This is a genomic window from Bradyrhizobium arachidis (assembly GCF_015291705.1).
GTDB classification, from domain to species: Bacteria; Pseudomonadota; Alphaproteobacteria; order Rhizobiales; family Xanthobacteraceae; genus Bradyrhizobium; species Bradyrhizobium arachidis.
Map to the genome: position 1 here is coordinate 5,690,869 of NZ_CP030050.1, position 20,585 is coordinate 5,711,453.

18 protein-coding genes are annotated in these 20,585 nt (G+C 65.9%); 5 read left to right on the plus strand and 13 right to left on the minus strand.

Annotated elements, in window-relative coordinates; translation table 11 throughout:
* Nucleotides 1-2: 2 nt before the first annotated feature.
* The 11 genes from WN72_RS26600 to WN72_RS26650 form a co-directional block, all read right to left on the minus strand.
* Complete coding sequence (locus WN72_RS26600; protein WP_092214045.1) at nucleotides 3-845, minus strand: phosphatidate cytidylyltransferase; 843 nt, start codon at nucleotides 843-845, stop codon at nucleotides 3-5.
* Entirely contained in the window at nucleotides 842-1,600 is a 759-nt protein-coding gene (locus WN72_RS26605; RefSeq protein WP_027559428.1) for an isoprenyl transferase, read from the minus strand. The genes WN72_RS26600 and WN72_RS26605 overlap by 4 nt, the downstream gene beginning before the upstream one ends.
* A 10-nt stretch (nucleotides 1,601-1,610) precedes the next feature.
* Complete coding sequence (gene frr / locus WN72_RS26610) at nucleotides 1,611-2,174, minus strand: ribosome recycling factor (protein ID WP_027559429.1); 564 nt, start codon at nucleotides 2,172-2,174, stop codon at nucleotides 1,611-1,613.
* A 65-nt stretch (nucleotides 2,175-2,239) separates the two neighbouring features.
* The gene (gene pyrH, locus WN72_RS26615; RefSeq protein ID WP_027559430.1) at nucleotides 2,240-2,956 is read right to left on the minus strand and encodes a UMP kinase; all 717 of its coding nucleotides are present in this window, start codon (nucleotides 2,954-2,956) and stop codon (nucleotides 2,240-2,242) included.
* A gap of 60 nt (nucleotides 2,957-3,016) precedes the next feature.
* Nucleotides 3,017-3,940 (minus strand): translation elongation factor Ts, encoded by a 924-nt coding sequence (gene tsf, locus WN72_RS26620; protein ID WP_027559431.1) that lies wholly within the window; start codon nucleotides 3,938-3,940, stop codon nucleotides 3,017-3,019.
* Nucleotides 3,941-4,072: 132 nt separating this feature from the next.
* Entirely contained in the window at nucleotides 4,073-5,068 is a 996-nt protein-coding gene (locus WN72_RS26625) for a 30S ribosomal protein S2 (RefSeq protein WP_027559432.1), read from the minus strand.
* Between the two features lie 311 nt (nucleotides 5,069-5,379).
* Nucleotides 5,380-7,830 (minus strand): caspase family protein, encoded by a 2,451-nt coding sequence (locus tag WN72_RS26630; RefSeq protein ID WP_092214344.1) that lies wholly within the window; start codon nucleotides 7,828-7,830, stop codon nucleotides 5,380-5,382.
* Nucleotides 7,831-8,009: 179 nt separating this feature from the next.
* Entirely contained in the window at nucleotides 8,010-8,750 is a 741-nt protein-coding gene (locus tag WN72_RS26635; protein WP_092214043.1) for a carbonic anhydrase, read from the minus strand.
* Nucleotides 8,751-8,809: 59 nt separating this feature from the next.
* Nucleotides 8,810-9,337 (minus strand): DUF2846 domain-containing protein, encoded by a 528-nt coding sequence (locus tag WN72_RS26640; RefSeq protein ID WP_092214041.1) that lies wholly within the window; start codon nucleotides 9,335-9,337, stop codon nucleotides 8,810-8,812.
* Nucleotides 9,338-9,444: 107 nt separating this feature from the next.
* On the minus strand, nucleotides 9,445-12,948 hold the full coding sequence (dnaE, locus tag WN72_RS26645; protein ID WP_092214039.1) for a DNA polymerase III subunit alpha: 3,504 nt from the start codon (nucleotides 12,946-12,948) through the stop codon (nucleotides 9,445-9,447).
* A gap of 453 nt (nucleotides 12,949-13,401) precedes the next feature.
* Nucleotides 13,402-14,121, minus strand: a complete 720-nt coding sequence (locus WN72_RS26650) for an outer membrane protein (protein WP_092214037.1) — start codon at nucleotides 14,119-14,121, stop codon at nucleotides 13,402-13,404.
* 253 nt (nucleotides 14,122-14,374) lie between these two features.
* On the opposite strand from WN72_RS26650, the gene WN72_RS26655 reads away from it, so the two are divergent.
* The 4 genes from WN72_RS26655 (at nucleotide 14,375) to WN72_RS26670 (ending at nucleotide 17,849) form a co-directional block, all read left to right on the plus strand.
* The gene (locus tag WN72_RS26655) at nucleotides 14,375-14,677 is read left to right on the plus strand and encodes a DUF3551 domain-containing protein (RefSeq protein WP_092214035.1); all 303 of its coding nucleotides are present in this window, start codon (nucleotides 14,375-14,377) and stop codon (nucleotides 14,675-14,677) included.
* Nucleotide 14,678: 1 nt separating this feature from the next.
* On the plus strand, nucleotides 14,679-14,927 hold the full coding sequence (locus tag WN72_RS26660) for a DUF3551 domain-containing protein (protein WP_092214032.1): 249 nt from the start codon (nucleotides 14,679-14,681) through the stop codon (nucleotides 14,925-14,927).
* A gap of 106 nt (nucleotides 14,928-15,033) precedes the next feature.
* Complete coding sequence (locus WN72_RS26665; RefSeq protein WP_143130560.1) at nucleotides 15,034-16,365, plus strand: hypothetical protein; 1,332 nt, start codon at nucleotides 15,034-15,036, stop codon at nucleotides 16,363-16,365.
* 173 nt (nucleotides 16,366-16,538) lie between these two features.
* Nucleotides 16,539-17,849, plus strand: coding sequence for an MFS transporter (locus tag WN72_RS26670; RefSeq protein WP_167380695.1), 1,311 nt, complete (start codon nucleotides 16,539-16,541; stop codon nucleotides 17,847-17,849).
* A gap of 12 nt (nucleotides 17,850-17,861) precedes the next feature.
* Here WN72_RS26670 and WN72_RS26675 read toward each other — a convergent pair whose 3' ends face one another.
* Nucleotides 17,862-18,500: an HD domain-containing protein gene (locus WN72_RS26675; RefSeq protein WP_092214024.1), complete on the minus strand. Its 639-nt coding sequence runs from the start codon at nucleotides 18,498-18,500 to the stop codon at nucleotides 17,862-17,864.
* 50 nt (nucleotides 18,501-18,550) lie between these two features.
* Nucleotides 18,551-19,012, minus strand: coding sequence for a carboxymuconolactone decarboxylase family protein (locus tag WN72_RS26680; protein ID WP_092214022.1), 462 nt, complete (start codon nucleotides 19,010-19,012; stop codon nucleotides 18,551-18,553).
* Between the two features lie 118 nt (nucleotides 19,013-19,130).
* Here WN72_RS26680 and pdxR point away from each other — a divergent pair, with 118 nt between their 5' ends.
* Nucleotides 19,131-20,537 (plus strand): MocR-like pyridoxine biosynthesis transcription factor PdxR, encoded by a 1,407-nt coding sequence (pdxR, locus tag WN72_RS26685; protein ID WP_092214020.1) that lies wholly within the window; start codon nucleotides 19,131-19,133, stop codon nucleotides 20,535-20,537.
* The last annotated feature ends 48 nt before the right edge of the window (nucleotides 20,538-20,585 follow it).

Here is a 20,585-nt window from a genome sequence, read left to right on the forward strand (position 1 = left end):
CCTCACCAAACCATAAGACCGCTTCCGGCGCTATGCGCACCATGGCGAACAAAGCCGATAATCCATGCCATCAGGATAGCGGCAACAAAGCCGTCCAGGCGGTCCATAAGGCCGCCATGGCCGGGAATTAAGTGACTGGAATCCTTGACGCCGAAGCGCCGCTTCACCGCGGATTCGAACAGATCGCCGGCCTGCGATACCACCGACAGGATGGCGCTGACGAGCAGCAGCGGAATAGCTTTGCCGATCCCACAGGCCGCAAACCCGCCCGCCACCGCAAGGCTCGCCATGAAGCCGCCGAGCGCGCCGGACCAGGTCTTCTTCGGGCTGACGCGCGGCCACAGCTTCGGCCCGCCGATGCTGCGCCCCGCGAAATAGCCGCCGATATCTGTCGCCCACACCACCAGCAGCACGAACATCAGCGCCGAGAAGCCGTTGGCGAGATCCTTCCGCACCAGGATCGAGGCCAGCAGCGCCGCCGCTGCGTAGGCAAAGCCGGTCGCCGCCCACACGAACTTGCCGCGCGCGATCAGCATCACGATCACGCCGCCGATGCAGCCAACGATGATTGCGGTCTTGAGCGCGCCGGCGGCCACGCACAAGCCCATCATGGCGATGGCGATCGTCCCTGCCCCGGTCAGCGCGGTCGAGCCCGCACCCACCACCATCAGCCATTCCGCGAACAGTCCGATCGACACCAGGGTGACGAGCAGCGCCCACAGCCAGCCGCCGGCATAGGCCAGCGCAATGGCGAGCGGTGCCAGCACCAGCGCTGCGAGGACCCGCATCACGAGATTGCTCGGGGCAGGCTTTTCGCCCGCCGATGCGGCGTCGGGTTCGCTCACGAGGCGGTTTTCGCGACCAGACCGCCGAAACGGCGCTCGCGCCTGGCGAATTCGGCGATCGCGCCTTCCAGCGCCGCCTTGTCGAAATCGGGCCAGTGGATCGGCACGAACACCAGCTCGCTATAGGCGGCCTGCCACATCAGGAAGTTGGACAGGCGCTGCTCGCCGCTGGTGCGGATGATGAGATCGGGATCGGGAATGTCGGGCGCATCGAGATGCGCGCCCAGCGTCTCGGCGTCGATCGTGCTGGGATCGCGCTTGCCTTCCGCGACCTCGCGCGCAAGCTTCTGCGCCGCCTTCGCGATCTCCTGCCGCGAGCCGTAGTTGAAGGCGACGACGAGCGTCAGGCGCGTGTTGTCGCGCGTCAGCTCCTCGGCCTCGTTCAGAAGCGCACAGATGTCGCTCTCGAGCCCTTCCCGCTCGCCGATGATGCGCACCTTGACGCCATCGCGATGCAGGCTCGCCAGATCGTTGCGGATGAAGCGCCGCAGCAGGCCGAACAGATCGCCGATCTCGCTCGCCGGTCGCGACCAGTTCTCCGACGAGAACGAGAAGATGGTGAGATAGCGGATGCCGAGCTCATGCGAGGCCCGCACCACGCGGCGCAACGCCTCGACGCCGCGGCGATGCCCTTCCGCACGCGGCAGGCCGCGCGCGGCCGCCCAACGCCCGTTGCCATCCATGATGATGGCGACATGCGCAGGCGCGTCGGACCGGTCGGGTCCTTCCGTTGCGGGCGCGGCGGCGTTGGACATGGAGGCAGCCTTAAACAGTCAGGATTTCTTTTTCCTTGGCGGCCAGCAGCTGGTCGATCTCGGTGATGGTGCCGTCGGTCGCCTTCTGCACCTCGTCGGCGTGACGCTTCTGATCGTCCTCCGACATCTCGTGATTCTTCTCGAGCTTCTTGAGAACGTCGAGACCGTCCCGGCGGACATGGCGCGCGGCGACCTTGGCGGCTTCGGCGTATTTGTGCGCGACCTTGACCAGCTCCTTGCGGCGCTCCTCGTTGAGCTCGGGGATGCGCAGGCGCAGCACCTGGCCTTCGGTCGCCGGCGACAGGCCGAGATTGGAATCGACGATCGCCTTCTCTACCGCCTTGACCATCGACTTGTCCCAGACCTGCACCGAGATCAGGCGCGGCTCCGGCACGCTGACGGTGGCGAGCTGGTTGAGCGGCATGTGGCTGCCATAGGCGTCGACCTGCACCGGATCGAGCATCGAGGCGGAGGCGCGGCCGGTGCGCAGACCGCCGAGCTCGTGCTTGAGCGACTGGACGGCGCCCTGCATACGGCGCTTCACTTCGTTGAGGTCGAAATTACCCGTGGACATCACGTTTCTCCTTCAAAATCCCGGCGACCTCTCCGCGCCCTTCCTCGGGGCGCGCGAGATGAGCCTCAGCCGGCGACGATGGTTCCGTGGCCGGCGCCGCGCAGAATCGCACCGATCGACCCCGGCTCCGCGATCGAGAACACGATGATAGGCAGCGACGTCTCGCGGGCAAGCGCGAAGGCGGTCGCATCCATCACCTTGTAGCCGCCCTCGATCGCCTGGGAATGCGTCAGCCGCTCGAAACGCGTGGCCGACGGATCCTTCTTGGGGTCGGCCGAGTAGACGCCGTCGACATTGGTCGCCTTCAGCACCGCCTGGGCGCCGATCTCGGCGGCGCGCAGCACTGCTGTCGTGTCGGTGGTGAAGAACGGATTGCCGGTTCCGCCGCCAAGCAGCAGGATCCGGCCCTCGGCGAGATATTTGTGCGCCGCCGCACGGGTGAACAGCTCGGAAACCTCGGGCATGACGAACGCCGAGAGAGCCCGCGCCGGCGCGCCCTTGCGCTCGATCGTGGCTTCGAGCGCGAGGCAGTTCATCATGGTGGCCAGCATACCCATGGTGTCGCCGGTCGGGCGCGACACGCCGCGGGAGGATACCTCGACGCCGCGAAAGATATTGCCGCCGCCGATCACGACCGCGACCTCGGTGCCGAGATGGCGGGCGGCGATCAGATCGTCCGCAACCCGGTCCATGGTCGGCTGATCGATGCCAAAGCCTTGCTGCCCCGCGAGATATTCGCCGGACAGCTTGATCACGACGCGACGATAGACCGGATCAGTCATGAGCACTTTCCTTGTCCGGGCGCCGCTTCCGGCGGCACGCCGGAAGGAACGTTCCGGCGCTTACTTCTTGCCGCTGGCCGCCGCGACCTCGGCCGCGAAGTCGCTTTCCTGCTTCTCGATTCCCTCACCGAGAGCATAGCGCACAAAGCCGGCGATCTTCACAGCGCCGCCGACCTTGCCTTCGGCTTCTTTCACCGCCTGCGCCACCGACTTGCCGGTGTCGTGGATGAAGGCCTGCTCGAGCAGGCAGACTTCCTTGTAGTAGGTCTTGAGGCCGGACTCGACGATCTTCTCGATCACGTTCTCCGGCTTGCCCTGCTGGCGGTACTTGTCGGCGAGCACGTCCTTCTCGCGCTTGACGACCGCCGGATCGAGGCCGGACGGATCGAGCGCCAGCGGGTTGGCGGCGGCGACATGCATCGCGATCTGGCGGCCGAGCGCTGCGAGCTCGTCGGCCTTGCCGGGCGATTCCAGCGCCACGATCACGCCCATCTTGCCGGCGCCGTCGATGACGGCACCGTGGACGTAGTGCGACACCACGCCCTGGCTGACTTCAAGCGCAGCGGCACGGCGCAGCGTCATGTTCTCGCCGATGGTGGCGATCGCGTCATTGATCGCGGCTTCGATGGTGACGTCGCCGACCTTGGCGGCCTTGATCTTCTCGACATCGGCGCCGGCGTCGAAGGCAACCTGGGCGATCATCTTGACCAGGCCCTGGAACTGGCCGTTGCGAGCCACGAAGTCGGTCTCGGAGTTGACCTCGACCACAACGCCCTTGGTGCCCTTGGTGAGCGCGCCGATCAGACCCTCGGCGGCGACGCGGCCGGACTTCTTGGCGGCCTTCGACAGGCCCTTCTTGCGCAGCCAATCCTGCGCCGCTTCCATGTTGCCGTCGTTCTCGGTCAGCGCGGCCTTGCAGTCCATCATGCCCGCGCCGGTGGACTCGCGCAGATCCTTGACCATCGCAGCAGTGATCGTTGCCATCGTTGAAAATCCTTCTTGCCTGCCGGTTTGCCGCGGCGTGGCTCCAATTGCCCCGCCGCGGTCCATCTCAGGAATTCGCGTCAACTGAATGAAATGGTGGCCGGATCCGATCCGGCCAACCGATCGCTCTGATTATTCCGCTTCCGCGGTCAGCGCCTTGGCCTTGGCCACCCAGGCATCCGCGCGGCTCGGCAGACCGACTTCTTCGCCGATCGTGTGCGCGGTGTCGTGGTCGAGCTCGGCGAGCTGCCAGTAATGGAAGATGCCGAGGTCGTTGAACTTCTTCTCGATCGCACCCGACACGCCCGGGAGCTTCTTGAGGTCGTCGGCCGTGCCGCGCGGACCGGCAAGGCCCTGGAAGCCGCTCGAGGACGGGGCCGGCAGCTCTTCGGCGAGCGGACGGGCGGAGGCGCCGATGTCGATGCCCGAATCGCCCTGGGCGCGCGAGATGCCGTCGATCGCCGCACGCGCGATCAGGTCGCAGTACAGCGAAATGGCGCGGCCGGCGTCGTCATTGCCCGGCACCACATAGGTGATGCCCTTCGGATCCGAATTGGTGTCGACGATCGCGGCGACCGGGATGTTGAGGCGCTGGGCCTCCTGGATCGCGATGTCTTCCTTGTTGGTGTCGATCACGAAGATCAGGTCGGGCAGACCGCCCATGTCCTTGATGCCGCCGAGCGAGCGATCGAGCTTGTCGCGCTCGCGCTGAAGCGTCAGGCGCTCCTTCTTCGTGTAGGAATTGGCTTCACCGCCCGAGAGCACGTCGTCGAGATGACGCAGACGCTTGATCGAGGCCGAGATCGTCTTCCAGTTGGTCAGCGTGCCGCCGAGCCAGCGCGAATTGACGAAATACTGCGCGCAGCGCTTGGCCGCATCGGCAACGCCGTCCTGCGCCTGGCGCTTGGTGCCGACGAACAGGATGCGGCCGCCCTTGGCAACCGTGTCGCTGACGGCCTGGAGGGCCTGGTGCAGCATCGGCACGGTCTGGGCAAGATCGACGATGTGAATGTTGTTGCGGGTGCCGAAAATGAAGGGAGCCATTTTCGGATTCCAGCGGTGAGACTGGTGACCAAAGTGCACGCCAGCTTCGAGCAGCTGACGCATAGTGAAATCGGGGAGTGCCATCGTTCTAATTCTCCGGTTGGTTCCTCCGGAAACGTGTGAGCAAAACGGAGCGTTCTCGCCCCGGTTGCCACCGGACGGCCTTGTGAGCCATGTTTCCGTGTGAGATGGCGCGCTATATAGCGCCATTTCGGCCAGAAGCAAGGAAATAAGGGCCATTCGGGGGCGGTTTTCGCCCGCCGAAGGCTGTTTCCGTGAGGCCTCCGCCCTGCCCTAAAGCATGATCCGGAAAAGTGCGCAGCGGTTTTCCGAAAAGATCATGCTCAAACAACAACCTAAAGCGCGATGACAATCCATCCCAGTCTCATCGCGCTTTAGCACTTCGGCTGGTTGGGCGGGCACTTCTTGGCGGCCGCTGGTGCCGCAGGACGCGGCGCGGCCGGCCGCGGTGGCGGGGCAACGGCCATCCGGGGTGGCGGCGGGGGCGCCGGCCGGGCTGCGGGTGGCGGCGGCGCAGGCCGCGCAGCCGCAACCGGCGGAGCCACCCGGGCCGGTGGAGGCGTTGCGACGCGCGGCGGAGGCGGTGGTGCCGGGCGCGCGGCGGCTGCTGGCGGAGGCGTCGGTCTCGCCACAGCCTGGGGCCGCGGTGCTGGCGCCGAGGGCCGGGTCACCTGCGCTGGTGCCGCCGACGGAGCATGCGGCGGCCTGACCGGCTCGCGCGCAGCGGAGGGTGGCGGCGCGGCCGGTCGTCCCGCCGGGCCCGCCGATGTGCCGGCAGCCGGCGGCGGCAAGCCGGCCGGCTCGCGGGTTGCGGACTTTGCGCGATCCGCAGGCCCGGTTCCGGGCGGCACTCCCGCAGCTGGCGGCTTGGGCGCCTGGCCGGGTGCAGCCGTCGGGTTGCTCGGCGCGAGTGCAGCGGCTGGAGCGGTTGTCGTTGGCGCACCGGGATGGGTCGGCGGCGTTGTGCCGGGAGCCGTGGCGGTCGGCGCCCTCGGATGCTCCGGCGCTGTCGTGCCGGGTGCAGCCGCGGTCGGCGCGGGCTTGCCACCAGGTAGAGACCCGGCCCCCGCCGGAGGCGCGGGCGGACCGCCCTGGGCTCCGGGAACCGGCAGCGTGTTGGCCTGGGGCAATCTGGCCGGCGGCGCGGCGGCTGGCGCTGCGCTCGGGGCGACATTCGCCGGTGTCGCCGGGGGCGTACCCGGCCTTGCCATCGGCCGCATCGTCGCGCTCTGCGGCATCGGCGCCTTGCCCTGCTGGATCAAAGCGGCGCGCTGGACGACGGCCTGCGGCACCGCCGCGCCTGCGGGGTTGGCGCGACCGGCCACCGCCGGCGCAAGGCTTGCCGCTCCGGGGCTGAATCCCGGCGGCGGCGCCAGCGGGCGATTGATCACGGTGTTGATGACGGTCGTGTTGTGGATGTTCTGGTAGATGATGTTGTTCGGCGGCGGCGCGACATAGATCGGCGGGCGGACGAACACCGGGATCGGCACGAACACCGGCTGCGGCAGCACGAACAGCCCGACCACCGGCAGCGGCGGCGGCAGCACGACGAAATCCGGCGGCGGCGGCGGCAGATAATAGACCGGCGGCGGCGGTGGCGGTGCGAAGCCGAAATCGGGGTCGCTGAAGTACAGCACCGGACGGTCGACATAGACCACCTCCTCCGGCGGCGGCGGCGGCACGTCGTAATCCAGCATGGCGAAGCTCGGCGGCGGCTCGAGCGGCGCAGTCAGGATCGCAAGCCTGCGCTGTGCGTCGCCGGCATGCGGCCCGCGCGGATAGCGGCGCAGATAGGACCAATAGGCATCCGGCGTGTCGGCGCGATAACTCCGCCGCCAGGTGATCGCCTCGCGGCGCGCCGCCACGATCGCCATCACGCGCTTCGACAAGGGATCGCCGGGATAGGCCCCGAGAAACTCCTCATAGGCCGGCAGCGTGTCGCGTGCGAGCGCGGCGGCATAGGCATCCTGCACGCCGAGATCACGCATCGGCTTGCTCCGGATCGCGGCGACCTGGTCGGGCGCAACCGCCGGCGGCGGCGCATCGGGCCCGCGCTCGAAGAACGAGAACTGCGCCGAGATCTTCTGCTCGTTCCAGGGCACCTGCGCGCCCTTGGAGGATTCGTTGACGCGCAGGCGGACACGGTCGAACACGTCGGGAAGCGCCAGCCCGCCAGTGCGGATCATCTCGGCCAGCGACTGCGCATAGATGCCGTACGGCCCCGGCTCCTCCGGCGCGACCGTGCCGGGCGCGGCGTTGAAGGCGATCAGCATGTTCGCCTCGGGCTCGACCAGCGCCAGGCCGCTGGCGATCGGCTGGCCGCCTTCGATGAAGGGCTGGGCGCGGGCCGCATCGAGCACAACGATGTTGGCCTTGAGCTGGATCGACGCGAGCTGGCGCACATAGTCGCTAATGCGCAAGGCTTCGGTCGGAATGTCGGTGTCGCGGCTGATGTTGGAATCGACCGGGATGAAATAGTTCTCGCCCGCAAGCTGCACACCGTAGCCGGCCAGATAGATCATCGCGACGGTGCCGGGGCCGGAGGCCTGGGCCTTCTGGATGAAATCGCGAAAGCTCTTGCGCAGCGTGTCGCCATCGAGATCGCGCGCGCCGACGACGTCGAAGCCCGCCGCCTGCAGCGTCTGCGCGATCAGGCCGGCATCGTTTGCGGTCGTCGCCAGTGGCGATTTGGCATACGCGCCGTTGCCGACCACGAGTGCGATGCGCTTTTCCGGCTGCTGTGCGCGCGCCTGATCCGGCGCGCCCGCGACAAGGACCGCGAGCGGCAGGAGAAGACAGATGAAGGCTCTGAGCGTCCCACGCATGGCTTGCTTGCCCGGCTTTGTCGTTGAGGTGCCAGCGCGCATCAGACGCGCGGCTGGCTGAATGGCGGTTGAACGAGATGCCCGGATTGAGGCGGTGGCATGGCGCCCAGCCGACGTCAAGCGCCGGTGTCAGGCCCGCGCAAGCTTCGCATCGGCAAAGACGGCGCGAGTCCGCTCGTTCAGCCCTGCGCGATCACGTCGACCGTTCCCGTCGTGAGCCGGTAGATGCCGCCCACGACCTTCAGCTTGCCCTGCTCCACGGCCGCATTGAGGATCGGTGCCGCCGATTTCAGCTTGGCGACATTGTCGATCACGTTCTGCCGGATCGCATGGTCGAGCACCTCCCCGCCCTGCTGCATCGCAGCCTTGGCGGCAGGCGCGATCGCATCGACCAGCGAGGGGATGTGTCCCGGCGGCGACGTGTTGTCCTTGATCGCCTTCAGCGTCGCATCGATCGCGCCGCAGGCCTCATGGCCAAGCACGAGGATGAGCGGCGTGTTGAGCACGGCGACCGCGTATTCCATGCTGGCGATGGTCTCGGTGCCGGCAAAATTGCCGGCGACGCGGCACACGAAGAGATCGCCGCGGCCGGTGTCGAAGGCGTATTCCGGCGCGATGCGCGAATCGGCGCAGCTCAGCACGGCCGCAAACGGGTTCTGGCCGCCCGCCAGCGCTTCGCGCTCGTGCTTGAAATCGTGACGCCGCGCCACGCCGTCAACGTAGCGTGCATTGCCCTGCATCAGACGCTTCAACGAAGCGTCGGGCGAAAGCACGTTCTGCGGTTTCGGCGGCGGCTTGGTCTCCTTGGCCAGCGCTTTGCCGGCAAAGGCCAGGCCGAGGGCGGCGACGCTCGAGTGGATGAGCGATCTCCGCGAAGGCCCGCTGTGGACATTGCGATCACGAACGCAGGTCTCGCACATGCTTTGTTCCTCCGCACCGAGCCGCCTTCGTCGAAGCAGAGAGGCGGGCACACCGCATCTTAGTCCACGGCTTGCAACTCGGCGAGCTTGGTTCGTGCGGTCGCCTCGTCGAGCAGGACCAGCTCGGCCGGTCCCGGGTTCGCCTCTCCAGCCGTCGCGACGGACACGGCCGCAAGCCCGATCAGTCCGCCGAGCACCGCTCCGCCGGTCGCGGCGTCATGCCGGGGACTGCTCTTGATGAGGTAAAAATGCGTGCGGCCGGATTCCATCACGATCTCTCGCTTGGTGTCGCCCGGGAATAGCGCTTCGGTGACCAGCAATTCGTGACGGCCGGCCGGACGATCGGCATAGGCGTATTTGCCGGCGATGATTTTCCCGAGCGGCGCCCCGTCGAGCTTCACCTCGCAGGCGCAGAGCGCCATGCTCAGGCCTTGCCGCTTGTCCTGCAAGAAAACCACGCGCGACTGTCCCGCGCGCGGCGGACCGATCTTTTGCGACACCGATGCAAAATCGGTCCCGACCTGATCGCTCACGCATCCGGCAAGCACGGCACCAACGGCAAGCAACAGCACGCCCAATCGCAGCATGACAACCCCAGCTCATTCCCCGGGGCATGCTAGCCGGAAACAGCGAAAGGTTGCAACCAAGCCGGTATGACAACCTCGCAAGGCCCGCCCGCCACAGCGGCGCGCGGCTAGAGCTGCTGCACGTCCACGACGCCCGCGACCGCCTTGATCGCACCGGCGATCTGCGGCGAGACCTTGAAGCGGCCGGGCAGCTTCATCTCGACCTCGGTCTCGAGGTCGAGCATCATCACCAGCGAGACCTCGCCGTCGCCATTGGAGCGCGGTGCGATGCCGGGGCTGCCGATCTTCGGCGCGGCACCGTTGCTGGCCGCCATCTCGGGGCCGGCGAGACGCTTGGCGATCGACTCCAGCGGCTTGGTGTCGCGCAGGAAGATGCGCAGGCCCTTCTGCGTCTTCGCGGCGGCGTCATCGAGCGGCTCGGCATGCAGCACGCGGGCGCGAACGTCCTCGCCCTGCAATTCCGCGCCGAGTTGAAGCAGCACGGCCGCGCCCGGCTCCAGCACGTCGCGATATTGCGCAAGGCCCTCCGAGAACAGCACCGCCTCGAAATGGCCGGTGGGATCGGACAGCCCCATGATGCCCATCTTGTTGCCGGTCTTGGTGCGCCGCTCCATGCGCGACACCACGGTCGCAGCGACCTTGCCGGCGGTGGCGCCCGTCTTCACCGCGCGCGAGAACTCGGCCCATGACTGCACCCGCAGGCGCTTGAGCACGGTGGCGTAATCGTCGAGCGGATGTCCGGACAGGAAGAAGCCGATCGCGTCATACTCGCGGCGCAGCCGCTCGGCCGGCAGCCAGGGCTCGATCTGCGGCAGCATGATGGTCGGCGCGTCAGCCGACATGCCGAACATGTCGTTCTGGCCGATCGTCTCGGCCTGATGCGAACGCTGGCAGGCGGCCAGGATCGCGTCCGCACCGGCAAAGACGCGGGCGCGGTTCGGCTCCAGCGTGTCGAAGGCGCCGGCGGCAGCTAAACTCTCGATGATGCGCTTGTTGATCGCGCGCGGATTGACCCGCGCGGCGAAGTCGGCGAGCGAGGTGAACAGTCCCCGCCTGGTGCGCTCCTCGATGATCTGTTCGATCGCCTGGATGCCGACGCCTTTGAGCGCGGCGAGCGCATAGTAGATGACCTTGTCGCCGACCTCGAAGGTCGCGCCGGAGCGGTTGATGTTCGGCGGCTCGACCTTGATACCGAGGCGCTGCGCCTCGGAGCGGAATTCGGAGAGCTTGTCCGTGTTGTTGAGATCGAGCGTCATCGACGCCGCGATGAACTCCACGGGATAATGCGCCTTCATATAGGCGGTGTGGTAGGACACCAGCGCATAGGCCGCCGCGTGGCTCTTGTTGAAGCCGTAGTCGGCGAACTTGGCGAGCAGCTCGAAGATGGTCTCGGCCTGCCCCTTCGGCACGCCATTCTTCACCGCGCCCGCGACGAAGATGTCGCGCTGCTTGTCCATCTCGGCGCGGATCTTCTTGCCCATGGCGCGGCGCAGGAGGTCGGCGTCGCCGAGCGAATAGCCCGACATCACCTGCGCGATCTGCATCACCTGTTCCTGGTAGATGATGACGCCGAAGGTCTCCTTCAGGATCGGCTCCAGCACGGGGTGCAGATATTCCGGCTCCTCGTCGCCGTGCTTGCGCGAGCAATAGGTCGGGATGTTCGCCATCGGGCCCGGTCGGTAGAGCGCGACCAGCGCGATGATGTCCTCGAAACGGTCGGGCCGCATGTCGACCAGCGCGCGGCGCATGCCCTGGCTTTCAACCTGGAACACGCCGACCACCTCGCCGCGCGCCAGCATCTGGTAACTCTCGGCATCGTCGATCGGCAGCGTGGCGAGATCGACATGGATGTCGCGCGGCTTGAGCAGCTTGCACGCGACGTCGAGCACGGTCAGCGTCTTCAGGCCGAGGAAGTCGAACTTGACGAGGCCCGCAGGCTCGACCCATTTCATGTTGAACTGGGTCACCGGCATATCCGACTTCGGATCACGGTACATCGGCACGAGTTCGCTCAACGGGCGATCGCCGATCACGATGCCGGCCGCATGGGTCGAGGCGTGGCGGGTCAGGCCTTCGAGGCGCTGGGCGATGTCGAAGGCGCGCGCCACCACCGGGTCTTCGTCGCGGAACGCCTGGAGCTTCGGCTCGCTCTCGATCGCGGCGGCCAGCGTCACGGGCGCCGCCGGATTCTGCGGCACCAGTTTTGTCAGCTTGTCGACCTGGCCATAGGGCATCTGCAAGACGCGGCCGACGTCGCGCAGCACGCCGCGCGCCTGCAGCGTACCGAAGGTGATGATCTGCGCGACCTGGTCGCGGCCGTAGCGCTCCTGCACGTACTTGATCACCTCGCCGCGGCGGTCCTGGCAGAAGTCGATGTCGAAGTCCGGCATCGAGACGCGTTCCGGATTGAGGAAGCGCTCGAACAGCAGGCCGAACTTGATCGGGTCGAGGTCGGTGATGGTCAGCGCCCACGCCACCAGTGAGCCGGCGCCGGAGCCGCGGCCCGGCCCGACCGGAATGCCGTGCGCCTTGGCCCATTTGATGAAGTCGGACACGATCAGGAAGTAGCCCGCGTACTTCATGCGCATGATGACGTCGAGCTCGAACGCCAGGCGCTTGCTGTAGTCCTCCTCCGTGGTGCCCTGCGACAGGCCATGGACGCGCAGGCGGTTGGCGAGCCCCTCCTCCGCCTGGCGCTTCAATTCGGCGGCCTCGACCGCGGCGGCATCGGAGCTGGCGGCGGCGCCGACGGTGAAGAACGGCAGGATCGGCTTGCGCGTCATCGGGCGGAACGAGCAGCGCTCGGCGATCTCGACCGTCGAGGCCAGCGCCTCCGGAATGTCGGCGAACAGCACCGCCATCTCGGCGCGGGTCTTGAAGCGATGATCCGGCGTGAGCTGGACGCGATCGGTCTCGGCGATCAGCCGGCCGCCGGCGATGCAGAGCAGCGCGTCATGCGCCTCGTAATCGTCGGTCGCGGCGAAATACGGCTCGTTGGTCGCAACCAGCGGCAAGCCCTTCGCATAGGCGATGTCGATCAAGCCGCCCTCGATGCGCCGCTCCTTGTCGACGTTGTGGCGCTGCAATTCGATATAGAGGCGGTCGCCGAACAGATTGGCCAGACGCTCGCAGCGCGTCGCGGCGAGCTCGGCCATGCCGCCGGCCAGCGCCAGCGAGATCGGCCCGTCCGGTCCGCCCGTCAGCGCGATCAGGCCCTCGGTCTCGCCGTCGAACCAGTCGAACTTGATGAACGGGGCATGGGTGTCGGGCGATTCGAGGAACGCGCGCGAGTTCAGCCGCATCAGGCTGCGATAGCCGCGCTCCTGCGCCGCCAGCAGCACCACGCGCGAGGGCCCCATCGCGTTGCGCGCGGTCGGGTCCTGGTCGCCGAAATCGATCGCCAGTTCCAGGCCGACGATCGGCTGGATGCCGGAGCCCGCCATCTTGTCGGAGAACTCCAGCGCCCCGAACAGATTGTCGGTATCGGTCAGCGCCAGCGCCGGCTGGTGGTCTTTCTTCGCAAGCTCGGCGAGCTTGGCGATCTTGATCGAGCCCTTGAGCAGCGAATAGGCCGAGTGAACGTGAAGGTGGACAAATCCGGCGCTCGGCATGGTCGCGTGACGGCCTCTTGCAGATGGGATGGAGCGGTTGCCGGCTCCTCAAGGCATCATGCACTTGCCCGGCCGACTCGCCTCACAATGGTGGGGTGTCGCGCCGCGAGAGTCCACGCCGGACCGGCCGATCCGCCGCGTCGTCCCGCTTTTCCCCAACCGGGCCTGCCGAGAACTGGGAATCAGAGCTGCGGAATCACCTGCGCCCAGATCGCGATCATCCCGACGAACAGCGTGATCGAGGCGAGTGCGGCGGCTTCTTCCACGAAAATCCTGAACATGGCTGGCTCCATCACTAGAACGTATGAAGAACATTGTTCTCATTTCGTTCTTTGGAGTCAAGCAATCTCAACGACATCGAAATTTGATGGTTAACTTACTGAAATCAAATAATAAAAAAGCCCCGGCCGACGGCCGGGGCTTTCGACGATCGCTCAAAAAGAGCGATCGGTATCAGTAACGGCCGACGAGCGGGCCGCCGAACTTGTAGTTCAGACGGACGAGACCCATGTCGACGTCCTGCTTGATGTGCTCGGAGCCGGCGAAGCCAGCGAAGGTGACGTCCTTGCCCGACAGGAAGATGTGGTTGTACTCGACGCCAACCGACCAGTTCGGAGCGAAGCCGTACTCGAGGCCGGCACCGACCGTGCCGCCCCAGCGGGTGTCGCTGGTCGAAGCGAGCAGCGGACCACCGAGCGCGAAGATCTCGTACTTGTCGCTGACCACAGCCGCACCACCCTTGACGTAGATGAGCACGTTGTTCCAGGCGTAGCCGACCTGGCCGGTGATCAGACCGAACGCGTCGATCTTGGTGCGGTTGCGGGTGGCGAACAGCGCGCTGGCGTTGTCGCCGGAGAAGTCGGCCCAGTTGCCCTGGCCTTCAACGCCGAACACCCACTGGCCGGACTGCCAGCGATAGCCGACCTGGCCACCGACCGTGCCGCCGGTCGCATCGTGCGAGCCTTCGCGGCCGACGCCGACGAAATCCCAGGTCGCATGCGAGGAACCGCCGCCGCCGTTGATACCGATGTAGAAGCCGCTCCAGTCATAGATCGTCGCGACCATCGCGGGCGCCTTGGTGTAAGGACGCGCAGCGAGATCAGCAGCCAGCGCCGGCGCAGTCGCGCTGAGCGCGACGAGGCTCACAGCGGCAAGCAACAGATTCTTTTTCATTTGATTCCCGTTCCAGTTTCTTCAGTAGGCCCCCGGGCCGTGTTGTCGTCATAGCAGTGATCGACAGAATTGCTGTAACCTCGACGCCACAGTGAGAGCCAAAGGCCCTTGCTACGTTAATGCATGTTTAGCAGCGCGCGCGGGAAACTCTTTGAAACAAGTGTTTTCACGAGTTCCAATGTCGACTACACGACATTCATCGCGTGCGCGCGTAACGAAGTCGCGCGCACAAACGCGTGATTGGAGAATTGAAATGCGTGGACGAATTACTCTCCCCATTGTCGCCACATTTTCGCTCGCTCTCGCCACATTCGCGCTCGACGCAAGCACGCCCGCGCGCGCGTTCGGAACCAATCATGCGTTCTGCCTCACGGGCGACGAATGGCCGGGACTGAGCAATTGCAGGTTCGACAGCTACGCGCAGTGTCAGGCAAGCGCATCGGGCCGCGCTCTGACCTGCATCGCCAATCCCTACTTCGCAGGCCAGAGCGATGATCCCTATGCGTATCAGAACCGACCGCGCACATTCACGCCGGGCTATTTCTCGTCGCGCTGAGATGCACCGCACATCCCTTGCGCTCGTTGCGATCAGCGCGCTCTTCATGAGCACGCATGCGCGCGCGCAGACTTATGATCCGAACTATCCCGTCTGCATGCAGATCTACGGTCAGGTCGGCTATTTCGATTGCCGCTACGCCTCGCTCGAGCAGTGCAAGTTTCTCGCCGTCGGACGTTCGGCGAGCTGCGTCGTGAACCCGTATTTCGCTCAGGCAAAACCTGCTCGGCGGTCGAGACGCGCCAATTAGGGTAGCTTGCGTCATCCTCAACGTTTAGGCGCATCAGGACGTGCGATGACGGCCTTTGAATGAGTTACGTTGGAGCCCCTTAACGTTTGTGCCCGAGAATGCGGTCATGCGACGCCAGCTCATCGCCTCAGCCCTTTGTGCCATCATCTCGTATCTCGGCTCGCTGCTGACGGTCGGCGCTGTCGAGCGGATAAATGGTAACGATCCAGCCAGCCAAACGCAGGATGCTGCACCGGTGGGTCCGGGCCCGCTCAGGCTCGCAAAATTGTTTCATCAAAGGATGCAAATCGATTTCAGGCAGCTCTCGATGGTCTCGCCGGATGGTCGCGCCATCATGTACCTTCAGGGCGGCAGCCACTTCGCGGTGGAACGCAAGCTCTTGCATGTCGCGCGGCTGGATACGCAGGATGGCTGGAGCAGCTACGCATTGAACATGGGCGCGTTGTGGCAGTTCGGCGGGGCCGACAATTCTATCCCGGCTTATGGATGGGCGTCCGATTCATCGGGCATCTGGACCGCAACACGGGAAGAGATCGGCCCCGGCGGAATTTCCGGCTCAGGCCTGCAACCCCTGTTCATCTCGCTTGAAGACGGCAGCATCCGACTGTTTGATCCACCTCGTCACGAGGCGGGTCCGCTGGACGGCCTGTTGTGGGCGGGCGGCGACGGACTGGCCCTCGCCTATTTCGGTGCAAGAGGCCCGTCATATCAGCCGCAGCGCCACGATAGACATCCAACATTCGCAATGATCGATGCAAAACGCGCCGCTGTGCTGGACACGCTTCCGTTCGATGTCTTCAAGGGCCTCAAGGACGCCTACTACATCGCTAACGTCAACAACGCTGCGGTCACAAGGCTGCAAAACGGCAAGTTGCGCGCTCTGTTGAGCGCGCTCGACCAGTGGGTCGTGTGGACGCAGGGCGAACCGCCTCACATTCTCGCCAGCCCGTATCCCGATCGCGGTGAGCGCCACAACAAGATGGTCATCTCGCGCGACGGATCCCGCCTCCTGGTCGCGCGGCTCCGCTGCGACGCTGGCACCGTCGATGTCGAGACAGGCCCCCCTTTTCGTAGAAGGCCTCCCTCGCCAGCCTGCAAGCCGGTCGAAAGCGTCGTCGCGGCGCTGTACGATCTCGACACGGGGCATCAGCTCTGGGACGTTCGGGCCACAGTCAACCGACCCGGCTTTCATCCAAATCCGGCAATCAGCGAGGATGGGCGCTATGCGCTCGTCGGACTTCCGTACGAAGGCACCGATGCGCCCGCTGCAATTGCCTTGGTTGCCATGAGCGATGGAAAGGTCGTGCAGCGCATCCGCCCGCCGGGATCGGGACCGGTGGACGCGATCGGCTTCCTTGGAGGAGACCGCGGCATATGGATACACGACTATATCGAAGGCTCGACCGCGCTCTATGCTTTCGATTCCCGCGCGCAATGACGCTCGGGCGCGGAATGGCCACGCCCAAACCGGGATGCAGCTATGCGGCAGGCTCCGCATTGCAGCCGTAGTGTTGACGCGGGCTGATCCGGGTTTAAGTTCAACGGACAAATCTTGCAGGGATGGTGACGTTCGCTGGGCTGGTTCCCGTTGACGCCACCAATGCAGGACACATGACGACCTCGCACTCCGCGACCTCGCCCCGCGCGAACTCATCCTCGGCTTCCGCGCCCCCTCACCTCGCCGTCATCCTGTTCTCGCTCGCAATGGGCGGCTTTGCGATCGGAACCACCGAATTCGCGTCGATGAGCCTGCTGCCGTTCTTCGCCGCCGACCTCCATATCGACGAGCCGGCCGCAGGACACGCGATCAGCGCCTATGCGCTCGGCGTGGTGCTGGGCGCACCGCTGATTGCCGTAGCTGGCGCACGCTTCGCGCGGCGCACGCAGCTATTGGTGCTGATGGCCGTGTTCGCGCTCGGCAACGCTCTCACCGCGCTGGCACCTGGCTTCGGCTGGATGATCGCGGCACGCTTCCTCTCGGGGCTGCCGCATGGTGCCTATTTCGGCATCGCTGCGCTGGTCGCGGCCTCGCTCGTTCCCCAGCATCGCCGCTCCCAGGCGATCGGCCAGGTCATGCTTGGCCTCACCATAGCCACGATCATCGGCGTGCCGCTGGCCAATCTGATCGGCCAGGCGGTCGGCTGGCGCGCGAGTTTTGGTCTCGTCTCTGTGCTGGCGTTGCTGACGGTGTTGCTTTGCGCGCTGTTCGCGCCGCGCGACCAGGCCGGCAAGTCCGACCCGCTGCGCGAGCTCGGTGCACTCCGAAGCGGACGCGTCTGGATCACGCTGGCGATCGGCGCCATTGGCTTTGGCGGCATGTTTGCCGTCTACACCTATCTGGCGACGACATTGATCGAGGTCACCAGGGTCAGCCCTGCCGTGATCCCGTTCTTTCTCGCGATATTCGGTATCGGCGCCACGCTCGGCAATCTGTTCGTGCCGCGCTTCGCCGACCGCGCCTTGATGCCGACGGCGGGCGTGATCCTGCTGTTCGCTGCGGTCGCGCTGCTGCTGTTTCCGCTGGCCGCCGGCAATCCCTGGCTGCTCGCGGCGGACGTCTTCGCGATCGGCGCCAGCGTCTCGCTCGGCGCCATCCTCCAGACCCGGCTGATGGACGTGGCGGGCGATGCACAGGCGCTCGCTGCCGCGCTGAACCATTCGGCGTTCAACACCGCCAATGCGCTCGGTCCCTTCCTCGGCGGCCTCGCCATTCGCGAGGGGCTGGGCTGGACCTCGACCGGGCCAGTCGGCGCCGTGCTTGCGCTGCTCGGTTTCCTGATCTGGATCGTCGCCTGGCGAGACGCCAAGTCTGCGCCGGTCGTGGTCAATACCCCGCCCTTGACCTCGCCCTTGGCTCCAGCACGACCGGCGCCACCGCTTGCGCCGGATCACCGCAGCCGTGCAAAGGATCCGGTCGCATAGCGCGACTTCGGCTCAGCTTGGCCAGGGCGTGTTGCGGATGCGCGTGCACGCGTTCGGCTTGCGGAAGGAGGGATCGTGATCCTCGATGTAGTCGAAGTTCACCGTCCCGAACGTGGTCTGCGGCTTCTTCAGCGCTGAGCAGGTCTGCACCTTCAGGAACTCGTTCTTGAAATCGCCGCGCGGAAACGCTGATATCACCTGCTCGCGCTGCTCCGGCGTATACTCGTCGAACCCAACGCCGACGACGTCCACCAGCACTCCCGCGTTGGTGAGCGCGATCTCCGGCCGCATATATTGCGGAATGCCGGGAGTGGTGTGCAGCGCGATCGCCTCCCACACCAGATCGGCTTGCGCCTCGCCGATGTCGCGCGCCCGGAGGAAGTCACGCGCGGCATCCGCACCGTCGACCTCGAACCGCTTGGTCTGCGTATGGTAGTGATCGACCAGGCCGAGATCGTGGAACAGCGCCGCGACATAGAGCAGCTCGGCATCGAACTTCAGCTTTTGACGCTGTCCCTTCATCGCGCCGAACACGTAGACGCGAACGGAATGGTTGAACAGCATCTCGTCCTCGTAACTGCGCACCAGTTCTGTTGCCTCGCGCGCCAGCTTGCTGTCGGGAATCTTCACGCCGGAGATCACGCTCGTCATCTTCAAGCTCCTGCTTTGCAACAAGGTCGATCGATTGCGCTCGCGGCGCGTCAGGCTGCCTTTTCCGATACGGCCCGCGGCGTCTTGCGGAAGCTGATCGCCATGCGGTTGTACGTGTTCATCAGGCCGATCGCGATGGTGAGATCGACGAGCTCGCGCTCCTCGAACACCGTCCGGGCGGCCTCATAGGCCTGATCCGGCACGCCGGTATCCGCAACGCGCGTCACCGTCTCGGCCCATGCCAGAGCCGCGCGCTCGCGCGCGTCGAAGAGATCACCGGCTTCCGGCCACGCCTGCAGCAGGGCGAGCTTTTCGATCTTCAGCCCGCTCTTGAGCAGATCGCGCATGTGCAGGTCGAGGCAGTAGGCGCAGTTGTTGATCTGCGATACCCGCAGATAGACGAGGTTGAACAACGCCGCGGGAAGATCGCTCTGCATGATGTAGCCGTAGACGCCGCCCAACGCTTTCACGCCTGCCGGTGCGATGCGGTCGTAGTCGAGGCGCCCAGTCATTGTCTTGCTCCTTGATGATCATTCGTGAGGGTCTGGCCCTTTTTCTCCCTCCCTAGGTGCCCCTGCCGTAGTCCAAGGAAAAGCACCAAGAACGCACAAAAATCGTGTACCAAGGGGCATGACCAAACCGCTGCGGCTGGAGCTCGATCGGTCCGCCAGGACGCCGTTGGCAGAGCAGATCCACAACGGGATCAGGGCCGCCATCGAGAACGGCGTGCTCGCACCGGGCGCCCGTCTGCCCTCCTGGCAGGACCTCGCCGCCCAGCTTGGCGTCGCGCGCGGCACCGTGCGTTCGGCCTATGAAAAGCTCTCCTCCGCCCAGCTGATCGTCGCCGGCCGCGCGACCGGAACGCATGTCGCCGATCGGCTCTCCTTCCCCGTTCGGCAGGACAAGGCCCCGGACCCCGGCTCGTTCATGGAAATGTACCGCGAGCTCACCGCGGGGCCGGCCTTCTTCCAGATGGGCGTGCCCGGCCAGGCAACCTTGCCTGCAACGCTGCTGGCGAGGATCCGCGCACAGGCGGTTCGCGTCGAAATGAGCGCGCCGGCGATCTATCCGGATCCGCGCGGCGAGCTGGAGTTGCGGCGCGAGATCGCGGCCTACCTTGCGCTGGCACGCGGAATCGCGTGCGCGCCGTCCCAGATCGTCATCACCGGCGGTTTCAGCGGCGGCCTTGGTCTCGCGCTCCGGGTGCTCGGCCTCGAGCAGGAGAAGGTGTGGATGGAGGACCCGGGCTTCCCGTTCACCCGCCACGGCCTCGAGCTGGCGCGATTATCGGTCGTGCCGATCCCGGTCGATGCGGATGGCATCGACGTCACTTATGGGCTGCAACATGCCCCTGACGCTGCGCTGGCCGTCGTGACGCCAGGGCAGCAGGCGCCACTCGGATCGACGCTGTCGCTGGAAAGACGCGCGCGTCTGCTCGACTGGGCCGCACAGGGCAAGGCGTGGGTGATCGAGGACGACTATCTCAGCGAGCTCCAGCTCAAGGGCCGCGCCACGCCGGCGCTCGCCTCGCTCGACCGCGCCGGCCGCGTCATTCACATCGGCTCCTTCAGCAAGACCGTGACGCCGACGTTACGGCTCGGCTTTGTCGTTGCGCCCACAGCTCTCGCCTCGCGCTTTGCCGAAGCCGCAGCCTGCCTTGCGCCGGCGCCCGGGCCCGCGGTGCAGCTGGCGATGGCCGATTTCATCCGCGAGGGTCATTATCTGCGGCATCTTCGACGCACCAAGCGGGCCTACGCAGCGCAAGCCGATACGTTGCTGAAACTGCTCCGCGCCCGCACCGCCAATGTCGCACTTGCAGGATTGGCCGCAGTCCTGCGCCTGCCGAACGGAACATCCGACCTCTCCATCGCCAGGGAAGCGGCATCGTTCGGACTGGCGCCTACGCCGCTGTCGCTGTGGTATGCGTCCGAGGCATCGGCGCGGCCGGGACTGCTGCTGGGTATCGCCACATCTCCACAAAAGCGCATCGAGGCGTCCTGCGAGAAGCTATTCGAGATCATCGAACGCCAAGTATGACCGATCCGGCCATTGTCGCCAAAGCGGAGCAATGACGTCACCGAAAGT

What these genes read in the sequence shown, in the direction of transcription:
- frr (WP_027559429.1), bottom strand. Translation starts at nt 2,174, where the DNA reads ATGTCCACGGGTAATTTCGACCTCAACGAAGTGAAGCGCCGTATGCAG.
- WN72_RS26665 (WP_143130560.1), top strand. Translation starts at nt 15,034, where the DNA reads ATGCGACGCCAGCTCATCGCCTCAGCCCTTTGTGCCATCATCTCGTAT.
- WN72_RS26625 (WP_027559432.1), bottom strand. Translation starts at nt 5,068, where the DNA reads ATGGCACTCCCCGATTTCACTATGCGTCAGCTGCTCGAAGCTGGCGTG.
- pdxR (WP_092214020.1), top strand. Translation starts at nt 19,131, where the DNA reads ATGACCAAACCGCTGCGGCTGGAGCTCGATCGGTCCGCCAGGACGCCG.
- WN72_RS26630 (WP_092214344.1), bottom strand. Translation starts at nt 7,830, where the DNA reads ATGCGTGGGACGCTCAGAGCCTTCATCTGTCTTCTCCTGCCGCTCGCG.
- pyrH (WP_027559430.1), bottom strand. Translation starts at nt 2,956, where the DNA reads ATGACTGATCCGGTCTATCGTCGCGTCGTGATCAAGCTGTCCGGCGAA.
- WN72_RS26680 (WP_092214022.1), bottom strand. Translation starts at nt 19,012, where the DNA reads ATGACTGGGCGCCTCGACTACGACCGCATCGCACCGGCAGGCGTGAAA.
- WN72_RS26640 (WP_092214041.1), bottom strand. Translation starts at nt 9,337, where the DNA reads ATGCTGCGATTGGGCGTGCTGTTGCTTGCCGTTGGTGCCGTGCTTGCC.
- WN72_RS26670 (WP_167380695.1), top strand. Translation starts at nt 16,539, where the DNA reads ATGACGACCTCGCACTCCGCGACCTCGCCCCGCGCGAACTCATCCTCG.
- WN72_RS26605 (WP_027559428.1), bottom strand. Translation starts at nt 1,600, where the DNA reads ATGTCCAACGCCGCCGCGCCCGCAACGGAAGGACCCGACCGGTCCGAC.
- WN72_RS26660 (WP_092214032.1), top strand. Translation starts at nt 14,679, where the DNA reads ATGCACCGCACATCCCTTGCGCTCGTTGCGATCAGCGCGCTCTTCATG.
- tsf (WP_027559431.1), bottom strand. Translation starts at nt 3,940, where the DNA reads ATGGCAACGATCACTGCTGCGATGGTCAAGGATCTGCGCGAGTCCACC.
- WN72_RS26675 (WP_092214024.1), bottom strand. Translation starts at nt 18,500, where the DNA reads ATGACGAGCGTGATCTCCGGCGTGAAGATTCCCGACAGCAAGCTGGCG.
- dnaE (WP_092214039.1), bottom strand. Translation starts at nt 12,948, where the DNA reads ATGCCGAGCGCCGGATTTGTCCACCTTCACGTTCACTCGGCCTATTCG.
- WN72_RS26635 (WP_092214043.1), bottom strand. Translation starts at nt 8,750, where the DNA reads ATGTGCGAGACCTGCGTTCGTGATCGCAATGTCCACAGCGGGCCTTCG.
- WN72_RS26650 (WP_092214037.1), bottom strand. Translation starts at nt 14,121, where the DNA reads ATGAAAAAGAATCTGTTGCTTGCCGCTGTGAGCCTCGTCGCGCTCAGC.
- WN72_RS26655 (WP_092214035.1), top strand. Translation starts at nt 14,375, where the DNA reads ATGCGTGGACGAATTACTCTCCCCATTGTCGCCACATTTTCGCTCGCT.